27 protein-coding genes are annotated in these 24,473 nt (G+C 53.5%); 7 read left to right on the top strand and 20 right to left on the bottom strand.

Features of this window, described 5'->3' with window-relative positions; genetic code table 11:
* Window positions 1-263 precede the first annotated feature (263 nt).
* The 15 genes from FFS57_RS08080 to hisG form a co-directional block, all read right to left on the bottom strand.
* Window positions 264-686, bottom strand: a complete 423-nt coding sequence (locus FFS57_RS08080) for a bifunctional (p)ppGpp synthetase/guanosine-3',5'-bis(diphosphate) 3'-pyrophosphohydrolase (RefSeq protein WP_349306721.1) — start codon at window positions 684-686, stop codon at window positions 264-266.
* A gap of 202 nt (window positions 687-888) precedes the next feature.
* The gene (gene tatC / locus FFS57_RS08075) at window positions 889-1,617 is read right to left on the bottom strand and encodes a twin-arginine translocase subunit TatC (RefSeq protein ID WP_137937263.1); all 729 of its coding nucleotides are present in this window, start codon (window positions 1,615-1,617) and stop codon (window positions 889-891) included.
* 26 nt (window positions 1,618-1,643) lie between these two features.
* On the bottom strand, window positions 1,644-2,177 hold the full coding sequence (gene tatB / locus FFS57_RS08070) for a Sec-independent protein translocase protein TatB (protein WP_137937262.1): 534 nt from the start codon (window positions 2,175-2,177) through the stop codon (window positions 1,644-1,646).
* A gap of 263 nt (window positions 2,178-2,440) precedes the next feature.
* Window positions 2,441-2,647, bottom strand: coding sequence for a Sec-independent protein translocase subunit TatA (gene tatA / locus FFS57_RS08065; protein WP_137937261.1), 207 nt, complete (start codon window positions 2,645-2,647; stop codon window positions 2,441-2,443).
* Between the two features lie 43 nt (window positions 2,648-2,690).
* Entirely contained in the window at window positions 2,691-3,053 is a 363-nt protein-coding gene (locus tag FFS57_RS08060) for a histidine triad nucleotide-binding protein (RefSeq protein WP_137937260.1), read from the bottom strand.
* Between the two features lie 12 nt (window positions 3,054-3,065).
* Complete coding sequence (locus FFS57_RS08055) at window positions 3,066-3,392, bottom strand: phosphoribosyl-ATP diphosphatase (RefSeq protein WP_171013745.1); 327 nt, start codon at window positions 3,390-3,392, stop codon at window positions 3,066-3,068.
* 112 nt (window positions 3,393-3,504) lie between these two features.
* The gene (hisI, locus tag FFS57_RS08050) at window positions 3,505-3,894 is read right to left on the bottom strand and encodes a phosphoribosyl-AMP cyclohydrolase (RefSeq protein ID WP_137937259.1); all 390 of its coding nucleotides are present in this window, start codon (window positions 3,892-3,894) and stop codon (window positions 3,505-3,507) included.
* Window positions 3,891-4,661, bottom strand: a complete 771-nt coding sequence (gene hisF / locus FFS57_RS08045; RefSeq protein ID WP_137937258.1) for an imidazole glycerol phosphate synthase subunit HisF — start codon at window positions 4,659-4,661, stop codon at window positions 3,891-3,893. Before hisF ends, hisI begins: the two co-directional genes overlap by 4 nt.
* A 13-nt stretch (window positions 4,662-4,674) precedes the next feature.
* Entirely contained in the window at window positions 4,675-5,442 is a 768-nt protein-coding gene (locus FFS57_RS08040; protein WP_137937257.1) for a class I SAM-dependent methyltransferase, read from the bottom strand.
* Between the two features lie 2 nt (window positions 5,443-5,444).
* Window positions 5,445-6,185 carry a 1-(5-phosphoribosyl)-5-[(5-phosphoribosylamino)methylideneamino]imidazole-4-carboxamide isomerase gene (gene hisA, locus FFS57_RS08035; protein ID WP_137937256.1) on the bottom strand — a complete coding sequence of 247 codons (741 nt, stop codon included), beginning with the start codon at window positions 6,183-6,185 and terminating at the stop codon, window positions 5,445-5,447.
* Window positions 6,186-6,226: 41 nt separating this feature from the next.
* The gene (gene hisH, locus FFS57_RS08030; RefSeq protein ID WP_137937255.1) at window positions 6,227-6,874 is read right to left on the bottom strand and encodes an imidazole glycerol phosphate synthase subunit HisH; all 648 of its coding nucleotides are present in this window, start codon (window positions 6,872-6,874) and stop codon (window positions 6,227-6,229) included.
* A 21-nt stretch (window positions 6,875-6,895) separates the two neighbouring features.
* Window positions 6,896-7,483, bottom strand: a complete 588-nt coding sequence (gene hisB, locus FFS57_RS08025; RefSeq protein WP_137937275.1) for an imidazoleglycerol-phosphate dehydratase HisB — start codon at window positions 7,481-7,483, stop codon at window positions 6,896-6,898.
* Between the two features lie 17 nt (window positions 7,484-7,500).
* Window positions 7,501-8,580: a histidinol-phosphate transaminase gene (hisC, locus tag FFS57_RS08020; RefSeq protein ID WP_137937254.1), complete on the bottom strand. Its 1,080-nt coding sequence runs from the start codon at window positions 8,578-8,580 to the stop codon at window positions 7,501-7,503.
* Between the two features lie 70 nt (window positions 8,581-8,650).
* Window positions 8,651-9,955 (bottom strand): histidinol dehydrogenase, encoded by a 1,305-nt coding sequence (hisD, locus tag FFS57_RS08015; RefSeq protein ID WP_137937253.1) that lies wholly within the window; start codon window positions 9,953-9,955, stop codon window positions 8,651-8,653.
* Window positions 9,956-10,068: 113 nt separating this feature from the next.
* Complete coding sequence (hisG, locus tag FFS57_RS08010) at window positions 10,069-10,725, bottom strand: ATP phosphoribosyltransferase (RefSeq protein ID WP_137937252.1); 657 nt, start codon at window positions 10,723-10,725, stop codon at window positions 10,069-10,071.
* Window positions 10,726-11,157: 432 nt separating this feature from the next.
* Between hisG and FFS57_RS08005 the strand changes: the two genes are divergently transcribed.
* The gene (locus tag FFS57_RS08005; protein ID WP_137937251.1) at window positions 11,158-11,706 is read left to right on the top strand and encodes a hypothetical protein; all 549 of its coding nucleotides are present in this window, start codon (window positions 11,158-11,160) and stop codon (window positions 11,704-11,706) included.
* Between the two features lie 74 nt (window positions 11,707-11,780).
* Here the strand turns inward: FFS57_RS08005 and murA are convergent, their stop codons facing one another.
* From murA to FFS57_RS07980, 5 genes are all read right to left on the bottom strand, one after another.
* Window positions 11,781-13,034, bottom strand: coding sequence for a UDP-N-acetylglucosamine 1-carboxyvinyltransferase (murA, locus tag FFS57_RS08000; protein ID WP_137937250.1), 1,254 nt, complete (start codon window positions 13,032-13,034; stop codon window positions 11,781-11,783).
* Window positions 13,035-13,040: 6 nt separating this feature from the next.
* Window positions 13,041-13,283, bottom strand: a complete 243-nt coding sequence (locus tag FFS57_RS07995; protein WP_137937249.1) for a BolA family protein — start codon at window positions 13,281-13,283, stop codon at window positions 13,041-13,043.
* A 36-nt stretch (window positions 13,284-13,319) separates the two neighbouring features.
* The gene (locus tag FFS57_RS07990; protein ID WP_137937248.1) at window positions 13,320-14,075 is read right to left on the bottom strand and encodes an ABC transporter permease; all 756 of its coding nucleotides are present in this window, start codon (window positions 14,073-14,075) and stop codon (window positions 13,320-13,322) included.
* Between the two features lie 9 nt (window positions 14,076-14,084).
* Entirely contained in the window at window positions 14,085-14,984 is a 900-nt protein-coding gene (locus tag FFS57_RS07985) for an ABC transporter ATP-binding protein (protein WP_137937247.1), read from the bottom strand.
* Between the two features lie 124 nt (window positions 14,985-15,108).
* Window positions 15,109-17,289 carry an autotransporter outer membrane beta-barrel domain-containing protein gene (locus FFS57_RS07980; protein WP_137937246.1) on the bottom strand — a complete coding sequence of 727 codons (2,181 nt, stop codon included), beginning with the start codon at window positions 17,287-17,289 and terminating at the stop codon, window positions 15,109-15,111.
* A 349-nt stretch (window positions 17,290-17,638) separates the two neighbouring features.
* Between FFS57_RS07980 and FFS57_RS07975 the strand changes: the two genes are divergently transcribed.
* From FFS57_RS07975 to FFS57_RS07950, 6 genes are all read left to right on the top strand, one after another.
* Entirely contained in the window at window positions 17,639-19,159 is a 1,521-nt protein-coding gene (locus FFS57_RS07975; protein ID WP_137937245.1) for a serine/threonine-protein kinase, read from the top strand.
* 79 nt (window positions 19,160-19,238) lie between these two features.
* Complete coding sequence (nudB, locus tag FFS57_RS07970) at window positions 19,239-19,688, top strand: dihydroneopterin triphosphate diphosphatase (RefSeq protein WP_137937244.1); 450 nt, start codon at window positions 19,239-19,241, stop codon at window positions 19,686-19,688.
* A gap of 10 nt (window positions 19,689-19,698) precedes the next feature.
* The gene (locus tag FFS57_RS07965) at window positions 19,699-20,448 is read left to right on the top strand and encodes an endonuclease/exonuclease/phosphatase family protein (protein WP_137937243.1); all 750 of its coding nucleotides are present in this window, start codon (window positions 19,699-19,701) and stop codon (window positions 20,446-20,448) included.
* Window positions 20,449-20,457: 9 nt separating this feature from the next.
* Complete coding sequence (clsB, locus tag FFS57_RS07960) at window positions 20,458-21,633, top strand: cardiolipin synthase ClsB (RefSeq protein ID WP_137937242.1); 1,176 nt, start codon at window positions 20,458-20,460, stop codon at window positions 21,631-21,633.
* Window positions 21,634-21,784: 151 nt separating this feature from the next.
* Window positions 21,785-23,860 (top strand): sensor histidine kinase, encoded by a 2,076-nt coding sequence (locus tag FFS57_RS07955; RefSeq protein ID WP_137937241.1) that lies wholly within the window; start codon window positions 21,785-21,787, stop codon window positions 23,858-23,860.
* A 201-nt stretch (window positions 23,861-24,061) separates the two neighbouring features.
* On the top strand, window positions 24,062-24,448 hold the full coding sequence (locus FFS57_RS07950; protein ID WP_137937240.1) for a VOC family protein: 387 nt from the start codon (window positions 24,062-24,064) through the stop codon (window positions 24,446-24,448).
* Window positions 24,449-24,473 lie beyond the last annotated feature (25 nt).

Below are 24,473 nucleotides of genomic sequence, written 5' to 3'. Positions count from 1 at the left end.
GCTAAAAGCGTACTTTCACTGATGAAAGTACGCTTGCCCTACACAAAAGCCCACATGCTAGACATGCGAAAGCCATAGTTTAGGATGCCATTGGCAAGTTCGATCCCGCCCTGAGGTAAGCCCATTTGTATTGAGTGTGGCTAACAGCAGCATAGGTGATTTACAAGCAGCGCTTAACCTGAATCAAACATGTCTGGATGCTGCCAGATTATGCCACACGCGATGTATAAAAGGACTGCGAGGAGAGGAGGAATGGGTGCGTGTTAAGCCGTTTTGCAGAGTTGGCGGTAGCGCACAACATGATCAGCTAGTCGTGTTGTCAGGATGGGATTGGCATGGTGCAGACGATCATGGATGTACCGTGCTTCCAGCTGGTACGCGGCAATTTTGGCTTTGTCCCAGTAAAACGGAGGGTGATAGAGATTGGTGATGCGGTCAGCCATTTTCACCATCGCGATTTCTGTTGGTTGCTGCAGAATTCGTGTCAGGCTGTCATTCATTTGCTCGGCCTTGGTTGGCAGGCTGGGATTTTTGCTTAAGGCTTGTACACCGCAGGCAACTGCTTCACCAGACTCGACAGTTAATTGACCGAACGTTGTCTGGGCACTTTCCAAGGTATCGTGCAGTAACGCATATTGGATTGCTGGATTGGCATCTGCATCTTGCGTACCTGACACGGCCCACATGACCTCCATGGCAACGCTGCCGATATGGTTGATGTATTCAATCTATTCACCGGGGATGCGGCCACCATATTTCTGCCCAGCATGGTGTTGACTGGTGAATTGCCAGGCTTTGTTATAGAGGTCAGGTGACCAGGACATACCGAAACTCTCCTTCACTTGCCTGTTTTAAATGTTCAATCACCGCACAAGTTGGGTACACATTTCAGGCAATGCTACGTTGCTTGACCATCATCCCTGCCACAATCACCCCCACTTCGTACAGCAGCCATAACGGCACAGCCAGCATGATCTGCGACAGTACATCCGGCGGGGTCACGATAGCCGCAATGACAAAGGCGCCGACGATGACATAGGATCGGGCTTCCCGCAGTTTCTCGACACTGATAATGCCAAACTGAACCAGCAGAATCACTGCAATGGGTACTTCGAAGGTGACGCCAAACGCAAGGAACATACCCAGCACAAAGTCCAAATATTTGCTGATGTCGGTCATCACCGCCACGCCTTCCGGGGCGACTGAGTTCATGAAGTGGAAGACAACCGGGAAAACCAAGAAATAGGCAAAGGCCATGCCGACAAGGAAAAGGAGCGTACTGGCAACCACCAACGGCAGCACCATGCGTTTTTCGTGATCATAAAGGCCAGGGGCAACGAATGCCCAGATCTGATACAAGGTGTTGGGCAAGCTGATCAAAAAAGCGCTCATCAACGTGACCTTCATCGGTACAAAAAAGGGCGTGGTGACATCAGTGGCGATCATCTGGCCACCCACTGGCAATGATTTCAGCATTGGCATTGCCAGCAGGGCATAAATCTGGTCAGACCAGTGGAACAAGGCGATGAAGACAATGATGATGCCGGCAAAGATTCGTAGCAGGCGGTTTCTGAGTTCAACCAGGTGCGATACAAAGGATTGGACTTCTTCGTTCATGGCAAGGTAGGGCGCCAAGGGTCAGGTTAGTTGGTGGTCCGGGCAACTGCCACCACAGGCGGAGCGGGTGCATGCCCGGGCATGTCAGCGAATAGATCCAGTTGTGCCGCGCGAAAAGCCAGCTCATCCTGATCCATTGCCGATATTGAGGCTGAGGCCGGTTGATCAGGTTGGGAGAATAGGTCGTAGTTGTAATCGTCGACTGGGGTCATCAGCTCGGGCGCAGGGCTGGGTGAACCTAGAATGTTATCGCGTAATTGCTGGGAGAACTGACCAGCATCGGTATGCAAGCTGTCGGCGCCTTGGTGTACATTTTGCACTTGGCTGTGAATGGTTTGCTCGAACTGCTGCGCCGCTTGGGTGAATTCGGTCTGCACCTTGCGCAGTTCATCCAGCTCCATCTCACGTGATACATCTGCTTTAACCTGTGCCACGTAGCGTTGTGCCCTGCCGACCAAGTGGCCAAGGGTACGTGCCACTTTAGGGAGTCGTTCTGGCCCGATCACAACCAGTGCGACCACGCCAATGGTGACCATTTCGCCAAAACTGACGTCAAACAAGATGACTCCCGATATTGATTTTTTCGACGGATAAATCACACCCTGTACTCAGGATGGATTGACTGCGGGCCAACGTAAGAACGATAGGCTGGATTGAAATCATGAGCCTGCTCGTCAATCTATTATCAATCAGCATGAGATCGGTCGTATCTCATGCTGAATGCTGATTTTGTTGCTTCGTTAGTTCCGACCAGATGATGAGTGAGAGGATCGGTGCGGCGACCTATTGTCAATCATCGAGTGGATGAGGCAGCTCTCACGGATCAGCGTTTTTCGCTGTCAGCATCAATAATGCGGCCGGTGTCTTTTTTCTGCTCGTCGGTTTTGTCGTTGCCACCGCTCATGCCATCTTTGAAGTTTTTGACGGCGGCACCCAGATCGCCCCCGGCATTACGCAGCTTTTTCGTGCCAAAGACCATGACCACGATCAGTAGAACGACCAGCCAGTGCCAAATGCTCAATGAACCCATGATTGACTCCTTCAGAGATACAGGCAGTTGCAATGGATGCAACTCAGCCGTGATTCAGTTTTTCCAGAACGTCGCTCAGTTTGCCACCGGCGCCGCCAAATACATGCACATGCAGGTGAAACACAATTTGACCACCGCCCTTACCCGTGTTGATGGCCGTCCGGAAACCGGTTGTCAGGCCTTGCTCGTGGGCAAGTTTGGGCGCCAGGCGCAGCATTTTACCCAGCACGGCATCGTGTTCCTCAGTACATTCGACCAGCGAATCCACATGCTGTTTCGGGATCAGTAAAAAATGTACGGGCGCAATGGGGTTGATGTCGTGGAAGGCTACTACATCATCGTCTTCATATAATTTTTTGGCAGGGATGCTACCTTGTACGATCTTGCAGAAGATGCAATCGCTCATGTCTGGTCCTTGTCAGTCTTTGGGTCGTGCTGCTTTTTCATCAACGCCGGAAATGCCTTCGCGACGGTGTAATTCAGCTAGTACGTCATCCGGGCCCAAGCCATGCCAGGAAAGCAGCACCATACTGTGGAACCACAGGTCAGCCACTTCCCGCACTAAATGCAGTCGATCATTGTCCTTTGAAGCCATGACTGTCTCGGTGGCTTCTTCGCCAATCTTTTTCAGTATGGCATCCTGTCCGTTATGAAACAGTTTGGCAACGTAGGACGAATCCGGGTCGGCCTGCTTGCGGGTTTCAAGTGTCTGGGCCAGTCGGTGCAATACTTCGGCGCTGATCATGTGGGAGCCCGTTTGATGGCGAAAGCGCTATTGTAAGCGCGGAATGTTAAAAAAGTGTAAAACAACTGTCACGCAGCGTGCCGGCAGCTGTAATGGCATGACAGGGTTGTTTTCACGAATGTGGGCGATAGATGTACTTGGGATCTTTGAGTACGTCGTCGGTCACGACCCACTCGCCATCCTGCAACTTGCGATAGAAGCAGCTTTCACGGCCAGTATGGCAGGCAATACCACCTTGCTGTTCGATCAGGTAGATAACCACGTCTTCATCACAATCCATACGGATTTCATGGATACGCTGATAGTGGCCGGACTCTTCACCTTTATGCCACAGTTTGTTACGGCTGCGCGACCAGTAGTGGGCAGTACCCTTCTCTGCAGACAATGCCAGGGCGGTACGGTTGGCGTAGGCAAACATCAACACACGTCCGGTTTTCCAGTCCTGCGCGATGACAGGGATCAGTCCGTCGCGGTTCCAGCGGATTTCGTTGAGCCAGCTCACAGTCTCACCTCAATACCTTGTTGACGCATGAAAACCTTGGCCTGCTGCACAGTATATTCGCCATAATGGAAAATACTCGCTGCCAGCACGGCATCGGCGTGGCCTAACAGAATACCATCAGCAAGATGTTGCAGGTTGCCCACCCCACCGGAAGCAATCACCGGAATGTCCACTGCGTCTGATACGGCGCGGGTTAGCGGAAGATTGAAACCTTGCTTGGTGCCGTCTCGATCCATACTGGTCAGTAGGATTTCACCGGCACCCAGTGCTTGCATTTTTTTCGCCCAAGTGACTACTTCCAAGCCGGTCGTTTTGCGGCCGCCATGGGTGAAAACTTCCCAATGTGGCGCCTCTGCTGTGCCAACATCCTTGGCATCTATCGCAACCACAATGCACTGCGAGCCGAAGCGGCCTGCGGCATCGGCCACCAATTGTGGGTTGGTGACTGCCGACGTATTGATTGACACCTTGTCCGCCCCAGCATTCAGCAAACGGCGGATATCTTCTACTTGGCGCACGCCGCCACCTACTGTGAGCGGAATGAACACCTGCGCAGCGACGGCCTCAATGATGTGCAGGATGAGATCTCGCTCATCGGAGCTGGCGGTAATGTCCAGAAAAGTCAGTTCGTCGGCACCTTGGTCGTCATAGCGCTTGGCAATTTCGACCGGGTCTCCGGCATCTTGCAGGCCGACAAAATTGACGCCTTTCACAACACGGCCGGCAGTCACGTCAAGACAGGGAATAATGCGTTTGGCTAGGGACATCGATGTCTGTTTGTCAGTTGGAACACAATGATCCGCAATAGACCACGGTTTGATATAGGAATTCGATCTGTCCGTGTTGCTCATGTTGCTCGAACAGGGCACGTGCTGCATCCATCATTGGCGCAAAGCCAAGTTGATCGGGGGCTGGCGTGTACGAGCTGGAACGCAACCGAGCCAGCATGCCATCCAGATCGAACACTTGTTTGTTCGGGAAACGCTGGCATCGTGGCGGGTGACCGTAGAACTGTGCGACTCGCTGTTCATCAATTTGAGTGTGATTAACCTCGCGATAGTCGGTGCCGTGGGTTTGCAACATGGCCTCATACCCGAGCAGGAAGGCCGTACTGTGGATATCGCGATCGTTCCACATCAACACCACTTGACCGGTGGGTTTGAGAATACGTTGCCATTCCTGGCGAGTAGGGGCTGGGTCAAACCAATGAAAAGCCTGGCCTGCAACGATCAGATCCACGCACTGATCAGGCAGTGTAGTGGCTTCGGCTGTGCCGTTGATGCTGATAAATCCGATATGTCCCGCAAGATTGGTTTCCGCCGATTGTCGCATGGCGTCGTTCGGCTCCACTGCATATACCTTAGCGGCGTGGGTCAGCAAGGGGAGCGTGGAAATACCCGTGCCAGAACCCATGTCGGCTACCTGACTGTTGTCAGACAGGGCACCCAGATCATGCAGCCAGTCGAATACCGCAGTTGGGTAATCGGGGCGTGCACGGCTGTAATCGCCTACCCGATTCGAGAAGCGTTGTGTCGATTGATGTGGCATGGTTAAGGGCGCAGGTCGTCGGCCAGGTTTTGGGCATCACTGAAACTAAGTGTGCCTTCATAGATGGCACGGCCAGTGATGGCACCCATAATGCCTTCATCTTCCACATCACACAGGCGTTTGACGTCTTCCAGATCGGTGATTCCACCACTTGCGATGACTGGCACATGCAAGTGCTGAGCCAGTTTGACGGTTGCCTCAATGTTGACACCGTTAAGCATGCCATCACGGCCAATATCGGTATAAATGACAGCTTCTACACCGTAATCTTCAAAGCGCTTGGCCAGATCAACGACATCGTGACCGGTGATTTTTGACCAGCCATCCACGGCCACTTTGCCATCTTTGGCATCCAGGCCGACGATGACATGGCCAGGGAAGGCATCGCAGGCCTCGTGCAGAAAACCAGGACGTTTCACGGCCGCTGTGCCGATGATGACATAGGACAGGCCGATATCGAGGTATTTCTCGATAGTCTCCAGATCGCGAATGCCGCCACCCAGTTGTACTGGGATTTCGCCATTGACGACAGACATGATCTCTTTGATGGCTTCAAGATTTTTCGGCTTGCCGGCAAAGGCGCCATTCAGGTCTACCAGATGCAGGCGTCGCGCACCGTGATTCAGCCAATGCTCGGCCATGGCGGCCGGATTTTCGGAGAACACTGTGGCATCCTCCATTTCGCCTTGGCGAAGGCGTACGCATTGTCCGTCTTTGAGGTCGATTGCAGGGATGAGCAACATGATGAAAAGTGCGGTTCAGATAAAGGTTAAGGGATCAGGCATCAGGCTTGGCCGTTCCAGGCAACAAAGTTGCTGAGCAGGCGCAGCCCGGCTGTATGGCTTTTTTCCGGATGGAACTGAGTTGCAAACAGATTGGCACGACCTACGGCGCAGGTGAAGCGATAGGGGTAATCGCTTTCCCCCGTGATCAGTTCGGTGCCAGTCGTGGTCACGTGATAGCTATGGACGAAATAGAAGCGGGCACCATTGTCGATGCCATGCCAAAGCGGATGCGGGCGGTTTTGCCATACTTCGTTCCAGCCCATGTGTGGAACTTTCAACCGGTTGCCTCGCGCATCCATCATTTTGTCTTGTGGAAAGCGTGTCACTGTACCTGGCAAAATACCCAGTCCTGGGGTGTCGAATTCTTCACTATGTTCAAACAGCATTTGTTCGCCGATACATATACCCAGGAAGGGGCGGGTAGCGGCTGCTTGGCTGACGGCAGCACGTAGGCCGCGTGCGGTCAGCTCGGCCATGCAGTCGCGCATGGCGCCTTGCCCGGGAAACACCACCTTGTCCGCCTGTTCAATTTGTTGGGTATCACTGGTCAATAGCACCTGTGCCTCGGGCGCTACATGCTCCAGTGCTTTGGTGACCGAGCGCACATTGCCCATTCCATAATCAATGACTGCGATTGTCTGTTTCATCTTGTTATCGGTGTTATAGACCTAGAGAGTGCCTTTTGTCGATGGCATGATGCCGACCATGCGTGGGTCGGTCTCCGCAGCCATGCGTAGTGCTCGACCAAAGGCTTTGAATACAGTTTCGGCTTGATGATGCGAGTTATGGCCGCGCAGATTGTCGATATGTAATGTAACACCGGCATGGTTGACGAAACCCTGGAAGAATTCGTGGAACAGGTCGACATCGAACTGGCCGATCATGGCACGGGTGAATTCGACATGGAATTCCAATCCCGGCCGACCGGAAAGGTCGATCACCACCCGTGACAAGGCTTCATCCAGCGGTACGTAGGCATGGCCATACCGGCGTATGCCTTTTTTGTCGCCCAATGCCTTGGCAAAGGCTTGGCCCAGGGTGATGCCGATATCTTCGGCAGTATGGTGGCCGTCGATATGCAGGTCACCATGTGCGACAATATCCAGATCAATCAAGCCGTGACGGGCAATCTGATCCATCATGTGATCCAGGAAGGGTAACCCGGTTTCGAATCTGGACAAGCCGGTGCCATCCAGATTGAGTTTGACGGTGATCTGGGTTTCCAGTGTATTTCGGGTAACGGCGGCTTCGCGCATTGCAGTAATAGACATGATTAAGCATCCACCGCCATTAGAGCGGATTTAAGTGCATCAAACAACAAGCGATTTTCGGCCGGTGTGCCGACAGTCAATCGCAGACAATTCTGCAGCAACGAATGGCTGCCGTGCAGGTTCTTGACCAGAATGCCGTCTACTTTCAAGGCGGTATGGGTGGCAGGGGCATCCGGTACGCGCACCAGGATGAAATTTGCGTCCGACGGATATTGGCTCAATTGCGGCAAGGTCGACAACTGAGCTGACAACACTGCTCTTTCGTCACGGATCAGCCGGGTTTGAGCATGCAACTCATCGATATGGGTCAATACCATTTCGGCAGCATATTGCGTCAACACGTTGATGTTATAAGGTGGCCGCAATTTCTCGAATTCGTTGATCCAAGCCGTAGCGCCTACCATATAACCCAGCCGTAGCCCGGCCAGCCCTACTTTGGACAAGGTTCTCAGGATCAGCAGATTGGGGAATTCATGCAGTCGCGGCAGGAAGCTGTCCTGCGCAAATGCTTCATAGGCTTCATCCACCACAACCAATCCTTTGGCTGCACGGATGATCTGCGCAATCTGTTCTGCTGGAAAGTGATTGCCTGTCGGGTTGTTGGGATAGGCAATGAATATCAATGCAGGCTGTTCGCGCTCAATCGCCGCCAATGTGGCATTCAGATTCAGCGTGAAATCGTCATTCAAGGCAACGCCGACATACTGCATCTGACAAAACGTTGCAATCATGCGGTACATGACAAAGCTTGGCTCCAGGCTCATCAGCTTGGTGCCCGGACGGGCCAGCCCCATTGCCAATATCTGGATCAGCTCGTCAGAACCATTGCCCAGCATCAAGCCAGCATCCTCTGGAATGGCAAAAGCATCGCGAAGGCGGCGTTTCAGCTCACCATAACCTGCATCCGGATAACGATTGATCGCCACTTCGCCCAACCCCTGGCCAAGTTGATGTCGTAAGGCCGCAGGCAACGGGTAAGGATTTTCCATCGCATCCAGCTTGATCATGTTGCTGGCGGGCGGCACATGATAGGCGGACATGGCCAGGATTTCAGGGCGGATCAGTTGTTGAGGCGTGGTCATGGCAATTGTCAAATTACAGGTTGAATCGGTCGGTAGCGATTCCACATCGGGCACGCTACCGTTGTCTGGTTCAGTCTGCCTTCAGGCGAAATTCTGCTGCCCGGGCATGGCCTTGCAAGCCTTCGCCATGTGCCAGCACAGACGCGATGCGCCCCAATGTGTTGGCGCCGTCAGGCGATACCATGATCAAGCTGGAACGTTTCTGGAAATCATAAACGCCCAGTGGGCTGGCAAATCGCGCGGTACGGGATGTGGGTAACACATGGTTGGGACCGGCACAGTAATCACCCAGCGATTCTGATGTGTAACGGCCCATGAAAATGGCGCCTGCATGACGGATCTTGTTGGCCATGGAGGGGGCGTCGGCGACGGACAATTCCAGGTGTTCCGGTGCAATCCAATTGGCGATATCACAGGCTTCATCCAGATTGGCGACTTTGATCAAGGCACCACGCCCAGTCAGTGATGCGGTAATGATGTCCTGGCGGGGCATGGTGGGTAACAGCTTGTTGATGCTGGTTGTAACACGGTCGATGAATGCATCATCCGGGCAGAGCAGGATAGCCTGGGCAATTTCGTCATGCTCTGCTTGGCTGAACAGATCCATCGCAATCCAGTCTGGATCAGTTTGACCATCGCAGATGACCAGGATTTCCGATGGGCCGGCCACCATATCGATACCCACCACACCAAAAACATGGCGCTTGGCGGCTGCTACATAGGCATTGCCTGGGCCGACAATCTTGTCCACTTGCGGAATGGTTGCCGTGCCATAAGCCAGCGCGGCGACAGCTTGCGCACCGCCAATCGTGATGACGCGATGTACGCCAGCCAGATACGCGGCAGCGAGCACCAATTGTTGCTCGTCACCAGCTCGGGCAGGGGACACCATGATGATTTCACCTACACCTGCCACCTGCGCCGGCATGGCGTTCATCAGCACGGATGACGGATACGCTGCTTTGCCGCCTGGGACATAGATGCCTACGCGATCCAGCGGTGTGACTTGCTGACCTAGGACGGTGCCATCTGCTTCCTGATATTGCCAGGATGTCTGCTTCTGGTGCTCGTGATAACGGCGAATCCGTTCTGCGGCGGCTGTCAGCGCTTGCTTCTCGCGATCCGGTAATTGCTCATAGGCCGCTTGTAACGTGGTGCGCGACATTTCCAGTTCTGCCATGGAATGGGCCTGGATGCGGTCAAAGCGGCGGGTACATTCCAGCACTGCTTCATCGCCACGGGTTTTGACATCGGAAAGAATTGCCTGGACTGCCGCATCGACCTTCAGGTCTTGTGCAGTTTCAAAGGCAAGCAACTGGCTTAGCTCAGCGCGAAAGCCGGGGGTACTGGAGTCGAGACGGCGGATAGTAGCCATGATGTTCGGTTCAGTGCGACGCAATATTGTATCGTTCGCGCGGCATTTTAGCTTGGAAAATTGCCGTTTTGCGGTCCCGAACAGGGCCGCGCACGCCTGCTCAAGACCGGGTGTTAATGGGCGTGATGGTGGTGCATGGCGTGTTTGAACGCATCGAAGATCGGCGCCAGCTTGTTGCGCTTGAGTTTATAGGCTGCTTGATTGACGACCAAGCGAGAGCTGACATCCAGAATGTGTTCAACGGCAACCAGATTATTGGCTTTCAAGGTGCCGCCAGTGCTGACCAGATCGACAATCACATCGGACAAGCCGACCAGCGGTGCCAACTCCATTGAGCCGTAAAGTTTGATCAGATCAATGTGCACACCTTTGGCTGCAAAATGTTCGCGAGCGGAGTTCACATATTTAGTGGCTACGCGTAAGCGAGCACCGCGCCCTACAGCGGCGGCGTAATCGAAATCTGCACGGGTTGCCACCATCAACCGGCATTGGGCAATTTCCAGATCCAATGGTTGATAAAGATTGGCCCCTCCATGTTCCAGAAGCACATCCTTGCCGGCCACGCCCAAATCGGCCGCGCCATGTTGCACATAGGTTGGCACATCGGTCGCTCGGACAATGATCAACCGTACATCGTCACGATTGGTACCAATGATCAGCTTACGCGAGGTTTCCGGGTTTTCGGACGGAACGATACCTGCAGCTTCGAGCATTGGCAGGGTTTCATCAAAAATGCGGCCTTTGGATAAGGCAATAGTGATTGTGCTCACGGAAAATCGGGTCTAGGAGAAAGATTTCACCCCGATTGTATCCCATTTTGTGAAAAATGTTGCGCCAAGAAAGGCAATTTGTGCGATGTCAATTCGGAAAAGGGGAGCAAGCGGTGCAATGTGGGAGCAGGAATAGGGCAAGTTTGAAGTGTGCCGGAAAATCGCATGGGGGAGATATCAGAAGTTGTGCAGGTGCGGAAACATTCACGTTGTCTTGAACATGTCATCTGATTTTATAGTGTGGGTGTTGTGTATCTCTGGTTATGAATTTCAATAAATTGGAATTTCCTGTTTTTACGAATGTTATCTTATTTATTTTATTGGGAAAAATTGCTTGAGGTTGGGCTTTTTTTGGGATTAGCATGGATCGGGTTTTGGAAGTGGTTATGAGAGTGTAAGTCGATCCCAATCAAATTATCTCTGAGGAAAATCATGAAGATGAAGCTGCTTGGTATTGTATTGCTGTCAGGCTTGGGCGTATCGGTGCAAGCTGCTGAAATGTGTCGGGATATCACAGGTACGATCAAGCTGGATCTGGATGCGACGTGCAAGATTGTGACGGAGTATCCAGGTAATGCTTATCTTGGACCGCGTGTGCCAAACTCTTGCTACAAAACGACACTGTCTGGTATCGGGACTGGTTTTACCGGCTTGACCGCCGAGACTGCCTTTGGTTCCAATCAAGGACAGTTATTGACCCCGGCAATTATCAATGAAAAAGCTGTACCACCACTGCCTGGCGGAACAATTCCACAGACACGTCGCCTGTTTACGTCTCGCACCATCATCAAGACCCCGTTGGGCAATATCATCAGCGCTGAGGTTGGGGCATCCATGGTTTATGGTACTTCGACACAGTCTGTGATTGTGGATGGCACTGGTCCGTACAAGAAGGCGAAAGGGTATCTGCAAGCAATGGGGAATTTCATCGGGACAGGGCAAGCCGGTAAATACTACGGGCGTATTTGCACGGTCAGTTGATCGGCGGTCATCGTGGTAAACGCAAAACGCCGCAATCGATGCGGCGTTTTGTATGATGGGGAGCTGATCGGTGATCAACTGATACGCTCAATTTGTGCCCCAACGCCGGACAACTTACGTTCGATATGTTCGTATCCGCGATCCAGATGGTAAATGCGGTCCACCGTTGTGTCTCCTTCTGCAATCAGACCGGCAATGACCAAACTGGCCGATGCACGCAAGTCGGTGGCCATGACGGTCGCCGCCGAGAGTTTCGCCACGCCGCGGGTGATGGCCGTATTGCCACTGGTTTCAATGCTGGCGCCCATACGGCTAAGCTCTGGCGCATGCATGAAGCGGTTTTCGAAGATGGTCTCGGTAATCACTCCAGTGCCTTCAGCAATTGTATTCAGGATCATGAATTGTGCCTGCATATCAGTCGGGAAAGCGGGGTAGGGCAGTGTGCGGATATTGACGGCGGTCGGACGGCGTTTCATGTCCAGGCTGATCCAGTCCTTGCCAGCTTCGATATGGGCGCCCGCTTCCTTGAGTTTGTCCAAGACTGAATCCAGAATGTCGGCACGGGTATTGCGCATGACCAGATGACTGCGGCTGGCTGCTGCGGCCACCAGAAAAGTGCCGGTTTCAATACGGTCTGGCATGACGCGATGGGCACCGCCATGAAGGCGATCTACCCCTTCAACGGTGATGGTATCGCTACCTGCACCATAAATCTTGGCGCCCATGGCCGTCAGACATTCTGCCAGATCTACGACTTCAGGCTCGCGAGCAGCGTTTTCAATGGTGGTGACACCCTCTGCCAATGCCGCAGCCATCATCAGGTTCTCAGTACCGGTGACGGTGACCATATCGGTTACGATACGCGCCCCCTTCAGGCGGCTGGCACGAGCTTTGATGTAACCGTGCTCGATCTTGATCTCGGCGCCCATGGCTTCAAGACCCTTGATGTGCTGATCCACCGGACGGGAACCAATGGCGCAGCCTCCCGGCAAGCTGACAGTGGCTTCGCCGAATCGCGCCAACATCGGACCCAGCACCAGGATGGAGGCGCGCATGGTTTTCACCAGTTCATACGATGCCACCAGATTGTCTACCTGGTTGGCGGTGATCTCGAACTCGTGCACGTTGTCGGTCATCACCCGTACACCCATTTGCTGCAACAGCTTTTGGGTGGTCAAAACATCTCGCAGTTGCGGAACGTTGGTGAGGCGTAGCGTATCGGCTGTCAGTAGGCCAGCGCACAGAATCGGCAGTGCAGCATTCTTGGCGCCGGAAATAACGATTTCACCATTCAGCGGCGTACCGCCTGTAATTTTCAGCTTATCCATGTGATATCAGCCTTGTGCGGCAGCCCATTGTTCCGGGCTGTAGGTTTTCATGGAAAGCGCGTGAATTTCCTCGCGCATGCGATCACCGAGTGCCAGGTAAACACGCTGATGCTGCTGGACGCGGTTCTTGCCTGTAAATTCGGGGCTGACGATCAGCGCTTCGAAGTGGTGGCCATCGCCCTGGACTTCAAGGATGTCACAGGGCAGGTTGGCGGTGATGTATTGCTTGATTTGTTCGGGAGTGACCATGTTGGCTCTGTATCAAAAAATGGGCCGGTAAGGTGATCAATGTCTCAGCTTGTAACCAGTTTTCAGCAGGTACAGCGTGAACAGCGTCAACGCTAGTGTACAGCCGCCTATCACGAGCAGGCTGTGCACTGGTGGCACGTCAGATGCACCTAGAAAACCGAAGCGGAACCCATCGATCATATAAAAAAATGGATTGAAATGAGAGACTTTCTGCCAAAAATCTGGCAGCGAATGGATCGAATAGAACACGCCCGCCAGAAAGGTGAGCGGCATGATCAGAAAGTTCTGGAATCCGGCAAGCTGATCGAATTTCTCCGCCCAGATGCCAGCGATGAGCCCCAGCGTGCCCAGCATGGCACAACCCAGTATTGAGAACACCAGTGCCCAGATCGGGTGGGGCAGTGCTGGCGGGACAAACCACCAGGTCACGGCAAATACACCCAGGCCTACTGCAATGCCACGTACAACCGACGCGATGACATAGGCGCCAAAAAATTCAATATGTGTCAGGGGCGGCAGTAGAATGAACACGATATTGCCGGTGATCTTGGACTGGATCAGGCTGGAGGAGCTGTTGGCAAATGCGTTCTGCAGCATCGACATCATGACCAGCCCGGGAATCAGGAAGTGAACATACTGAATGTTCTGATACACCACGACATGGCTGCCGATAGCATGCGAGAAGATCATCAGATACAGCAATGCCGTAACGACTGGCGCCAGGATTGTCTGTAGGCTGACTTTCCAGAATCGGAGCACTTCCTTGTATAGCAGCGTTGAAAAACCGGTCATGTTCACGTGTCAGGGTTTGTGCATCACCTGGACAAACACATCTTCCAGGCTGGGTTGTTCAAGGGCGATGTCTTTTACGTTGACACCCGCTTCACGAAGCGTCATCAAGACCATTTCCAGCTGGTCCAGTGCTGGCAATTTGAGCCGGTAGTAGCCTTCTTCCTGCCCTGCCAACAACGGCTGCAGGCTGGCTGGCAGCACATCGGGAAACACCTTTACCCTTACTTGATGGGTAGCATGACCATTCAGGAAATTGGTCTTGTCATCCAGTGCGATGATGCGGCCCTGCTTGAGCATGGCAATACGATTGCACAAGGTTTCGGCTTCTTCCAGATAATGGGTAGTCAAGACAATGGTGTGGCCGGCCTGGTTCAACTTCTTGATAAATTCCCACAGGCTTTGGCGCAGTTCAACATCAACACCAGCAGTCGGTTCATCCAGTACGATGACTGGCGGGCGATGTACCAAGGCCTGGGCAACCAGCACTCGTCGCTTCATACCGCCGGACAGCGCCCGCATGTTGACCTCTGCCTTGTTCATCAGATCCAGATTGGTCATGATTTCGTCAATCCAGTCATCATTCTTTTTCAGGCCAAAATAGCCGGACTGGATACGCAAAGTTTCGCGGACAGTGAAGAACGGATCGAACACCAGCTCTTGCGGTACGATACCTAGATTGCGGCGGGCGTTTCGGTAATCGGTAACAACGTTGTGGCCCATCACCTCGATGCTGCCGGTGTCAGCACGGGTCAAACCGGCCATGATGGTGATCAATGTCGTTTTGCCAGCGCCGTTGGGGCCTAGTAGTGCAAAAAATTCGCCCTGATGAATGTCCAGGCTGACTTGGTCGAGCGCTTGCAAGGTTTGATAACGCTTGCTGATCTGTTGAATGCGAATGGCGGCCGTCATCGGCGGGAAGGGTTGAGCATGGAAAGCGCCTTATTCTACACGACCACCAATCCCTGTGTTCGCTTCGATATCATCCAAAAACGGCCACGCTTGTCATGACCACATTATCCGTTGGGGCGGATGGTTAGAAACGGGTCAGAAAGCTGAGTCCAGCAGTACGTTCCTTGTTATCTGACATGCCAACGACCTGATGGTAGTTCGCACCTATCGTGGTGGCTTTACTGATATCGATGTTCACGCCGGCACCAACCATGCCATAGCTGTCATCCTGGCGTACAATCGGGACGACAAAACTACCGGGCATGTTGATCAATCCAACGGTCAAGTTGCGGTCTCCGCCTTTGAATTCATGTTTGCCAGCCAGATCCAGGTAGGGACGTACTGCACCGAAACTCAAAGCAATTTTGCCCTCTACTGCTACACCAAGACTCCCAACCACTGATTTGACCTTCTGGTTGCTGAAAGTCATGGCTGTGGAGCGGCCACTATCTTCCTGATAAGCAGCCACCCCTACGTTCTGATAGGCGATGCCGCCCTTGGGGATCAATGTGAAAGGCCCCAGTGGGATTCGGAAACCGGTACCGATTTTCAGTTGTGTCCGATCTGCCTTGGCCGTACCGTTTTCGATGCGCGTAGCAACCCCAAGCTGGATGACACGTTCGATATGATCGAAGTGGGTATTGCCGACACTTCCCAGCCAATTGACATACCAGGCGTCGATATCTGCCTGACCAAACACGCTGAATGCCGTTTCCCGACTTTTGACATTGCCGTTGTTGCTCACTCTGCCAGATTGCTCATTACGCGAGACCGCGAAACCAATACTGATGTTATCCGCAGCAAGTACATCAAAGCCCACCGTTGCACTGAGCTTGTCTTTGCCATCGTAGCTGGGCAGGGTATCGCGGGCGGTTTGGTCGGCACGGGTGGAGGCGCCATCGACAAACACCCGATAACCACTGGCGGCTTGACGTGTGCCAGCTAAGGCGCGGAGATGATTCTCGATCATGACTTCTTGCGTCCGGCCGTTGGTCAGCTGCAGGTCGGCCAGTGGTGCTACGGCCCGGCTGGCTTCCAGAATCGACAAGACATAGTCGGCAATCAGCGCATGCATCTGTGGTGTCGGGTGGCGATCGTCTGCAAACAGATAGACTTTGCTCAGGTCAGTATCTGGAGTGGTATTGGCACACTGGATTGAATTGACCAGCATATTTGAGCATGCGGCGCCCGTGACGTTGTCGATGCCATAGGATTTGGAATCCGCGACGACTTCATCGACCAAGTGAAAGATATCGGCGGGGATGACATTGACCCCTTGCGATAGCAGGCCGGCGCTGACGGCCAGATTGAAGCCTTCGCTGAGTGTTTTGCCGCCAGCCGTTGCGGTCGTGATAGCCATGGCCACAGTGCCATCCGGCAAAGGAATGCCTGCTGCCAGAAAGGCGGCCTGTGCTGCGGCTGCTGCATTGGTACGCGCGGTGCTAGGATTGTCGCTTGCCCTGTATTGAGCAAACATGGCACCCAGTACGGATGTGCGAACATTGCTGGTTGCACTGGATACACCCGCTGCGATGGCTGCTGCCCGATTGGCTGGGGGCAGGTTGCCTGCATTAATCTGGGCATCGACCTGGGCCATGACTACGGTGGTGATACCGCCTTGGACAGCGGGGTTGGCGAGAATGCCGTCAATGACGCCATAAGCCACGCCGGGTACGTTGGCAAAATTGGGCAGATTCGGGACCACGATGCTCTTGGCGCCCAGCTTGTTGAGCGTAACTACTTGCGTTACCAGGCTGGTCGCCGATGCTTGAATTTCTGCCGCGGCATCTGCTTGGCTGGCTGCGGCTTTTTGCAGCGCCACCGGAACGTCGTTACCTCCCGTGTACACTACATAGAGTGAGTTGGGATCCATGCCGTTGACGCCGCGGGCACGCATATCTGCAATGGCATGGGTGACTTGTGTCGGTAAATCATGGATGTTGCCGAACAGGCCCGTACGATCACTTTCTATGGATCGGGCTCCGCCTTGAGCATAGTTGTTGCCGTTGGTCGAAGTATTGGGGTTGTCACGATTGATGGCGACTGCGGTTTTGCCATAATGCTGAGCCAGCAGGTCTGCATAGATTAACCCTGGGTTGATCGTGAAACGGGCTCCTGTGGCAACACCTGCCCCACCGGCATAGGCGCCGGTATCAGTCAGGCTGTCGCCAAAAAAATAGATGTGGCTGAAGTTGCCGGCCTGGGGGGCGTTGCAGAAACAGCCGGTTACGGCGATTGCCAGTAATGACTTACCGAGTTTGGTCATGATTCCTCTATTGTGTCTGGGTTTTCTCTTTTTGATGCTGCCTGGAAGGGCGATGGTATAGCGTCGTGTCGCCGGTCCATGATCAGGAGTGCACAATGCAATGAGTTTGGTTCGGGATATGAACCAATTTCAAAACAACATAAATACGGAAGATCGAAAGTGGATCGGCACGATACTGAATGACTACTCTAATCGCAAGCATTGCACGTTGTTCGGCGTAAAACGGCCGTCCGCACTGTTTCGCACTTGCTGTTTCATAGCCATTCAGCAGAAATCGGATACACTAGATAAGGTATAGGGCAACTTCCCTCGGCACGAGAACTGTGGCGCTAAAAAAGCGCTCTACACAATGCATTCGTTTGACCACTATCAGATCATCAGCAAGATAGGCCAAGGCGCAATGGGCGTCGTATATAAGGCGATTGACACGCGCCTTGACCGACCCGTTGCGCTGAAAGTCATGAGCATCAACCTTGAGCCAACCTTGCGCGAGCAATTTGCTGCCCGTCTGCAACAGGAGGCGCGTTCGGCTGCCCGGTTGAATCACCCCAACATCATTACCATCTACGAATGCGAACGGGTTAACGATCTACCCTACATCGCCATGGAGTTTGTGGATGGCCCCTCCCTGGCAGATATGCAGGACGGGGGGAAGAAGATGCCAATCGACAAAGTGCTGAAGATTTTGCGCCAATTGTTGAAAGGCTTGGCCTATGCGCATCAGAACGACATCGTCCACCGTGACATCAAGCCAGGCAATTTGATGTTCACCAGCACTGGCATGCTGAAGATTACCGATTTCGGCATAGCTCAGATGCCGACCAGCGATCTGACCCAAACCGGTACCCCACTGGGTTCGCCGCGCTATATGTCACCTGAACAGGTATCGGCAAAGCGGGTCGACGGTCGTTCCGACATTTTTTCTTGCGGTGTGGTGCTGTACGAGCTGTTGACCGGAACTGAACCGTTCAATGCCGACAACGTTGCCAGCATTGTTTACAAGATTCTGTTCGAGACGCCGACCGCCCCAGCGGCCATCTGTCCGGAAATTCCAATCTGGTTGAGCGATCTCACCATGATCTGCTTGGCCAAGGATCCGGATCAGCGCTTCCAATCGGCGGAAGCCATGCTGGAAGCATTGCGGCACGGCTTACGTGAACGCGATGCAGAGGAGCTGGCAGCGCATACCCACAACGTGGTGGACACGCAGACGCCCCGTACAACACCGACACCCGCAGCGGCTTCGGGAAAAAACCATCGGGCAGGGGTCAACAAGCCATGGGCTATTTGGGGTGGGGTACTGGTGGTATGCGGGTTGGTGGCGGTCGGGGTTGGTTTATGGCTGAGTACTCATCTGCAGCCAGTCGAACCACCGACACCTACACCACAGGTATCTGGTACACAACCGGCCACAATGAACCCACAAGCCAACTGGAAACAAGGCGGCGCAGCAACGCTGGTTACGCCGCCTCCCGCGGCCGAGCCTGAACCAGTTCCACCTGTCGAGGTCGATCCTGCCTTGTCCGCAGCCGATCCGCTTGCTGCTGCGGCAGGTGGGGCTGCGGTCGCTGGCACCCAGTTGAAGTCTGACAGACCGATGACCGACGCAGAGCGTGCGACCAAGGTTACTAAAAAGCCACCCAAGGAACTCAGAACTGGCCGCGGGGAAACATCCAGCACACTGCCACAGCATGCCTCTACCCCGGATCGCGATCCAGAGGCAGCTCCCGCACCCCCTCCACGACCGGTTGAACAGCCCAAGCGTGCCAGTGGCAATGACAACAAATCATTCTGGACAAAGCAGATGGAATGTGTACGTGATGGCAAATGCGAGGCGCCAGTACAACAGCGGACCAAGCGGGATCGTTAATACAAGGGGCTTGGTCCGGATCATGGCGTGAGTGTATTTGCTACAATTTCAAGAATACTGACCTCGGACTGTCACACTGATGCCTTATAAGCAACCCATTTCCACATTGATTGTGATTCACACAGCAGATGCCCGGGTGCTATTGCTGGAGCGCGCCGATTATGAGGGGGCGTGGCAGTCGGTGACAGGTAGTCGTGAAGGCGATGAGCAACTGATTGAAACCGCAGTTCGGGAAGTGGGCGAAGAAACTGGGTTTGATGCCACACAGTTCGAGTTGACGGATTGGCAGTATCAAAATGAGTATGAAATCTATGAACGTTGGCGGCATCGCTACCAGCCAGGTACCACCCACAATACTGAGCATGTTTTCGGTCTGTTGTTACCGGATACCTTGACCCCAAGGGTGGCACCCAGGGAGCATGTCGGTTTCATGTGGTTGCCATGGGATCAAGCTGCTGACAAGGTGTTTTCCTGGAGTAATGCCGCAGCTATCCGTCAATTGCCGGAGCGGCTTGGTCTGATGGTGTGAAAGGATTGCCGTGGCTGTATTACGTATTGCCACCTACAACATCCATAAAGGCATGTCACAGTTCAATCGTCGGTTGACGGTGCATGATCTGTCGCTGCACCTGAAACAGTTGCACTCCGACATCATCTTCCTGCAAGAGGTGCAGGGGGCACATGATCAGCAGGCCAAACGCTTTGTCGCCTGGCCTCGTGCACCACAGCACGAGTTTCTTGCCGATTCATTGTCGCATCGTGTGGCCTATGGCCAGAATGCGATTTACGATGATGGCCACCATGGCAATGCCATTCTCAGTCGGTTCCCGATTGTCAAATTTGAAAATCAGGATGTTTCAGTCAACCCGTTCGAAAAACGTGGTCTGCTGCACTGCGAAATCGAAGTGCCCTGCTGGCCGCAAACAGTCCATGCCATCTGCGTACACCTGAATTTGTTGGGGCATGATCGTAAGAAACAGATCCGGGTACTTCGTGAACGAATCGCCAAAATGGTACCTGAGCACGCCCCATTGATCATTGCTGGCGATTTTAATGATTGGCGACAACAAGCCTCTGATCAGTTGACCGAAGCGCTACATTTGCGCGAAGCCTTCGAGACTTTGCACGGCATGCCGGCACGCAGTTTTCCCAGTCGCATGCCGGTGCTGACGCTGGATCGCATCTATTATCGTGGATTCACGATTGAACATGCGCAGGTACATGCTGGCAAGCCCTGGTCACGCATTTCAGACCATGCGCCGTTGTCGGCAACCATGCGCCGCGTATAGACTGGGGCGATGGAGCGCTACTACAACGGTAATCGCATCGAGCTTCTGAAAAACGGCGATGGCTACTTCCCTGTGTTATTGCAGGAGATGGCTGCGGCCCGTTACTCCATTCATCTTGAAACCTATATTTTTGAACTGGATGACAGTGGCTTGCCTGTGGCAGAGGCGTTGATTTCGGCTGCCCGACGCGGCGTTCAGGTCCAGTTGCTGCTGGATGGTTTCGGTGCCCGCGATTTTCCAGCTGATTGGCAGGCACGGATGTTGGATGCCGGTATCAAGCTATTGTTTTTCCGACCAGAACTGTCCCGCTGGGCATTGCAGCGGCGCCGCTTGCGCCGCCTGCATCGCAAGATCGCCGTGATCGATGCGCGAGTTGCCTTTGTTGGTGGCATCAACATCATTGACGACCGCAATACACCCCACCAGGTACCACCTCGTTACGACTACGCAGTGCGAGTGCAGGGGCCGTTATTGGTATCGATCCATGATGCGGTCCGTCACATGTGGTGGCAGGTGTGCTGGGCACAATTCAAACAGCCTTGGCTGATCGTGCCAAGTTACCCGGCAGAAACCATGATTGCGGGGGATATGGAAGCTGCATTGGTCGTGCGCGACAACCTGCGACACCGGCGTGCCATTGAGCAGAGCTATCTGCAGGCCGTTCAACGGGCTCGACGTGAAATCGTCATTGCCAATGCCTATTTCCTGCCGGGTATCGCATTTCGCCGTGCACTGTTTGCTGCTGCTCGCCGTGGTGTCCGGGTCGTGGTATTACTACAGGGGCGGGTCGAATACCTGTTGTTGCATTACGCCACACGTACTCTTTATCGTAGCTTTCTCGACAACGGGATCGAGATCTGGGAGTACCGTCGCAGCTTCATGCATGCCAAGGTGGCAGTGGTGGACGGTGTCTGGGCCACTGTCGGCTCCAGCAATATTGATCCATTCAGTCTATTGATGGCTCGGGAGGCCAATGTGGTGGTGCGCGATTCCCGTTTTGCGGCTGAACTGCGTCATGACCTGATGCAATCACTGGCGGAATCTTCGGCACAGATCGAACTGGCTGTGATTCGACAAGTACCCTGGTGGCGGCGAATTCTTCCTTGGGTATCCTATGCGCTGGTCCGGTCTGCCATGGGGATTGCAGGCTATGGCCGACAGGAATATACGGCGTCAGACGAGTAATCAACGGTGGTATCCACGGGTTGGTTTCAGCTGGTGAGTTAGCTCAGTCATTTGATGACATCTGGATGGATTGCCAAAAAAGACCGTACACCTCTCGGAAACCCGCATCAGTTATGACACACTAGCGCCACTTCGCTTCCCGGAACACTCCATGCTTCGCCAAAAAAAGATTCAGTCGCTGTCCGCACGGGCCATGCGTCAGATGGCGCTGCGCATTGGTTTGGTCACCGCCGTGATCACCGCCATCAGTTATACCTATACCTATTTGAGTTACCAGCGCGAAGCACTGACTTATCTTGAAAAATATGTCACCGCTCGCAGTGAGTTGGAAAGCCAACCTTTTCTGAACGCCCAGGCCAATACCAAGTTGATGCGGGACGAGTTCGTACGCCGCTTTCAACTGCCTAACGATGAAGACGTGGACAAGCGTTTTCACGAACTGATGAAGCAGGATGCCGATGGCTTGTGGCGAGTGCGTGTGGAGAAGGACGACTTCGAACACAAGGCGACTGTGGCAGTCTTGCCGCGTGTCAGGCTTACCAATGAATTCAAGCGCAAGGTATTGATCGCTTACGATGTGGCCAGCGAGCTGGGGCCGGCGTTCCGCAATCAGTTCTACGATGCATTTCTGGACCTCAATGTGTCGGACGCCACCGTGATGTTCCTTCCGGACACCAACTATGCACGGGGTGGATCGGTTGAAGTGTTCGAGGAGGATCTGGAAACTGAAGTGGGGGCGACACCCAAGGCCAATCCCGAGCGCAAGACTTTCTGGACTGGGGTGTATTTTGACGCACCCGCCAAACAATGGATGGTATCGGTCGTGACCCCGATCGATGTTCAGGGTAAATATGTAGGGGGGGCAGGGCAAGATGTGCTGATCGATCAATTGATCGAGCGTGCCAATCGCATCAGTGTGCCTGGCACCTACAACATGATCGTCAGCCGTACCGGTATGCTGATTGCCCATCCGGATAAGATGCGGGAGATTGAAAAGGTCAACGGCAAATACAACATTGGTGCCAGCAAAGACAATCAGTTGGTCGACTTCTATCGTGCTGCCTTACAAGCAACGGTGCGCAACCCGTTCGTGGAAAGTGCGGATGGTAAATACTGGCTATCGGTATCGTCTATCAAGGGTGCAGATTGGTTGTTTGTCACCGTCTTCCCGAAAGCGCTGATTCAGCAAAAGGCCATGGAGTCGGCCAGTATTGTCATTGTGTTTGGCCTGATGGCGTTGCTGATTGAAGTGATTCTGGTCGGTTGGGTGTTGCGTGAACAGGTGACCAACCCGCTCCAAGGGTTGTTGATTGCCATTCGGGCGCTGGCACGGGGTGATGCTGAGGTGAAAACCCATTCCGACCGTAATGACGAAATTGGCCAACTTGCCAAAGAGTTTGATGAGATGGCTGATGCGGTCGCCAATCACCGCACCCGCCTGGAAGATCTGGTGAAAGAGCGTACTGCCGCGCTGGAACACGCGAATCAGTCACTGTCTGATAAAAATTATCAGTTGGAGTACCTGAACCGCGAGAAGAACGAATTCATGGGTATCGCAGCCCATGATCTGCAAAGCCCGATCAATGGCATCAAGGGGTTGGCCCAGCACACCATTGAAAATCTCGATCGTTATCCAAAAGAGAAGGTATTGGAAAAGCTCAGCGGTATTCAAAGCATTGCCGGCAAGATGTCGCATCTGATTACCAACCTGCTCGATATCAACTCGCTGGAATCCGACACTTATCATCTATTGATGGAGAGCTTGCCTGTCCGCCCACTGGTGAGTCATGTGGCCGACCTTTATGCTGCAGAAGCCGAGGCAAAAGCCATTGCCATCAATGTACAGGTGGAGGAGGGCTTGAGTGTGTATGTCGACCAGCTTGCCTTCACACAGATTATTGACAACCTATTGTCAAATGCCATCAAATATTCGCCAACACAGACTACGGTGCAGATTCGCGCTCGACGTGATGTGCAGTGGATGCGGCTGGAAGTTCAGGATCAAGGTCCCGGTATTGCAGCACACGAAATGCCTCGACTATTCCAGAAGTTTGCGCGGCTATCGGCCAAGCCAACGGGTGATGAACAATCTATTGGCCTGGGTTTGTCGATTGTGAAACGCCTGACCGAGATGATGCGTGGTGAGGTTTACTGCGATAGCAAGCTGGGACATGGTGCCAGCTTTGTGGTCAAACTGCCAGTTGCCGAGCAGGTCAATGTGCACTGACTTGGTTCTCTACGATCATGCCAATGGGCCGGCTGAAGGTATTGATCGCCTATCGTATTTGCAATACTGGTGCTGTCAGCTGGGTTCAGAAGGGAGTTGGCCAGGTTTTGTGACGAGGTGGTCTCGTTGATGATTGGTACCACGGTACTTTTCTCTTTGCATGGTAGACTGTTAATATTTACAACCTTTTGACTGGCGAACATGCTACATCACCTTTCATTCGGCGTGGCTGATTTGGTCCGTGCCACGACATTTTATGATGCTGTGCTGTCTGCCTTGGGTTACCAGCGGGTATGGACCGACGATGATGCCATTGGCTATGGCTTGTCAGGTGGTGGAGACCTGTTCTGTTTGAAGCTGCGTGGTGCGAATGCCAAAGCGCCAGGAGATGGGTTTCATCTGGCTTTTGCCGCACCGTCACCAGCAGCCGTCGTGCAGTTTCATGCCGTCGCATTGCTGCATGGCGGTATTGACAATGGTTCACCAGGCTTACGTTTGGATTATGGTGATGACTATTTTGCAGCTTTTGTAATCGACCCGGATGGGCACCACATTGAGGCTGTGTGGAGCAACCGTTGTACTTGTTGATCAGTTGACGGTTGACTGGCTGGCG

Source organism: Chitinivorax sp. B (assembly GCF_005503445.1).
Lineage (GTDB): Bacteria > Pseudomonadota > Gammaproteobacteria > Burkholderiales > SCOH01 > Chitinivorax.
Note: the sequence above shows the minus strand (reverse complement) of the source record. Positions and strands in the feature narration are given on the sequence as shown.

Coding starts and splice junctions, on each gene's coding strand:
- FFS57_RS08080 (WP_349306721.1), bottom strand. CDS start 686: ATGTGGGCCGTGTCAGGTACGCAAGATGCAGATGCCAATCCAGCAATC.
- tatC (WP_137937263.1), bottom strand. CDS start 1,617: ATGAACGAAGAAGTCCAATCCTTTGTATCGCACCTGGTTGAACTCAGA.
- tatA (WP_137937261.1), bottom strand. CDS start 2,647: ATGGGTTCATTGAGCATTTGGCACTGGCTGGTCGTTCTACTGATCGTG.
- FFS57_RS08060 (WP_137937260.1), bottom strand. CDS start 3,053: ATGAGCGATTGCATCTTCTGCAAGATCGTACAAGGTAGCATCCCTGCC.
- FFS57_RS08055 (WP_171013745.1), bottom strand. CDS start 3,392: ATGATCAGCGCCGAAGTATTGCACCGACTGGCCCAGACACTTGAAACC.
- hisF (WP_137937258.1), bottom strand. CDS start 4,661: ATGTCCCTAGCCAAACGCATTATTCCCTGTCTTGACGTGACTGCCGGC.
- FFS57_RS08040 (WP_137937257.1), bottom strand. CDS start 5,442: ATGCCACATCAATCGACACAACGCTTCTCGAATCGGGTAGGCGATTAC.
- hisA (WP_137937256.1), bottom strand. CDS start 6,185: ATGTTGCTCATCCCTGCAATCGACCTCAAAGACGGACAATGCGTACGC.
- hisH (WP_137937255.1), bottom strand. CDS start 6,874: ATGAAACAGACAATCGCAGTCATTGATTATGGAATGGGCAATGTGCGC.
- hisB (WP_137937275.1), bottom strand. CDS start 7,483: ATGCGCGAAGCCGCCGTTACCCGAAATACACTGGAAACCCAGATCACC.
- hisC (WP_137937254.1), bottom strand. CDS start 8,580: ATGACCACGCCTCAACAACTGATCCGCCCTGAAATCCTGGCCATGTCC.
- hisD (WP_137937253.1), bottom strand. CDS start 9,955: ATGGCTACTATCCGCCGTCTCGACTCCAGTACCCCCGGCTTTCGCGCT.
- FFS57_RS08005 (WP_137937251.1), top strand. CDS start 11,158: ATGAAGATGAAGCTGCTTGGTATTGTATTGCTGTCAGGCTTGGGCGTA.
- murA (WP_137937250.1), bottom strand. CDS start 13,034: ATGGATAAGCTGAAAATTACAGGCGGTACGCCGCTGAATGGTGAAATC.
- FFS57_RS07995 (WP_137937249.1), bottom strand. CDS start 13,283: ATGGTCACTCCCGAACAAATCAAGCAATACATCACCGCCAACCTGCCC.
- FFS57_RS07990 (WP_137937248.1), bottom strand. CDS start 14,075: ATGACCGGTTTTTCAACGCTGCTATACAAGGAAGTGCTCCGATTCTGG.
- FFS57_RS07985 (WP_137937247.1), bottom strand. CDS start 14,984: ATGACGGCCGCCATTCGCATTCAACAGATCAGCAAGCGTTATCAAACC.
- FFS57_RS07980 (WP_137937246.1), bottom strand. CDS start 17,289: ATGACCAAACTCGGTAAGTCATTACTGGCAATCGCCGTAACCGGCTGT.
- FFS57_RS07975 (WP_137937245.1), top strand. CDS start 17,639: ATGCATTCGTTTGACCACTATCAGATCATCAGCAAGATAGGCCAAGGC.
- nudB (WP_137937244.1), top strand. CDS start 19,239: ATGCCTTATAAGCAACCCATTTCCACATTGATTGTGATTCACACAGCA.
- clsB (WP_137937242.1), top strand. CDS start 20,458: ATGGAGCGCTACTACAACGGTAATCGCATCGAGCTTCTGAAAAACGGC.
- FFS57_RS07955 (WP_137937241.1), top strand. CDS start 21,785: ATGCTTCGCCAAAAAAAGATTCAGTCGCTGTCCGCACGGGCCATGCGT.
- FFS57_RS07950 (WP_137937240.1), top strand. CDS start 24,062: ATGCTACATCACCTTTCATTCGGCGTGGCTGATTTGGTCCGTGCCACG.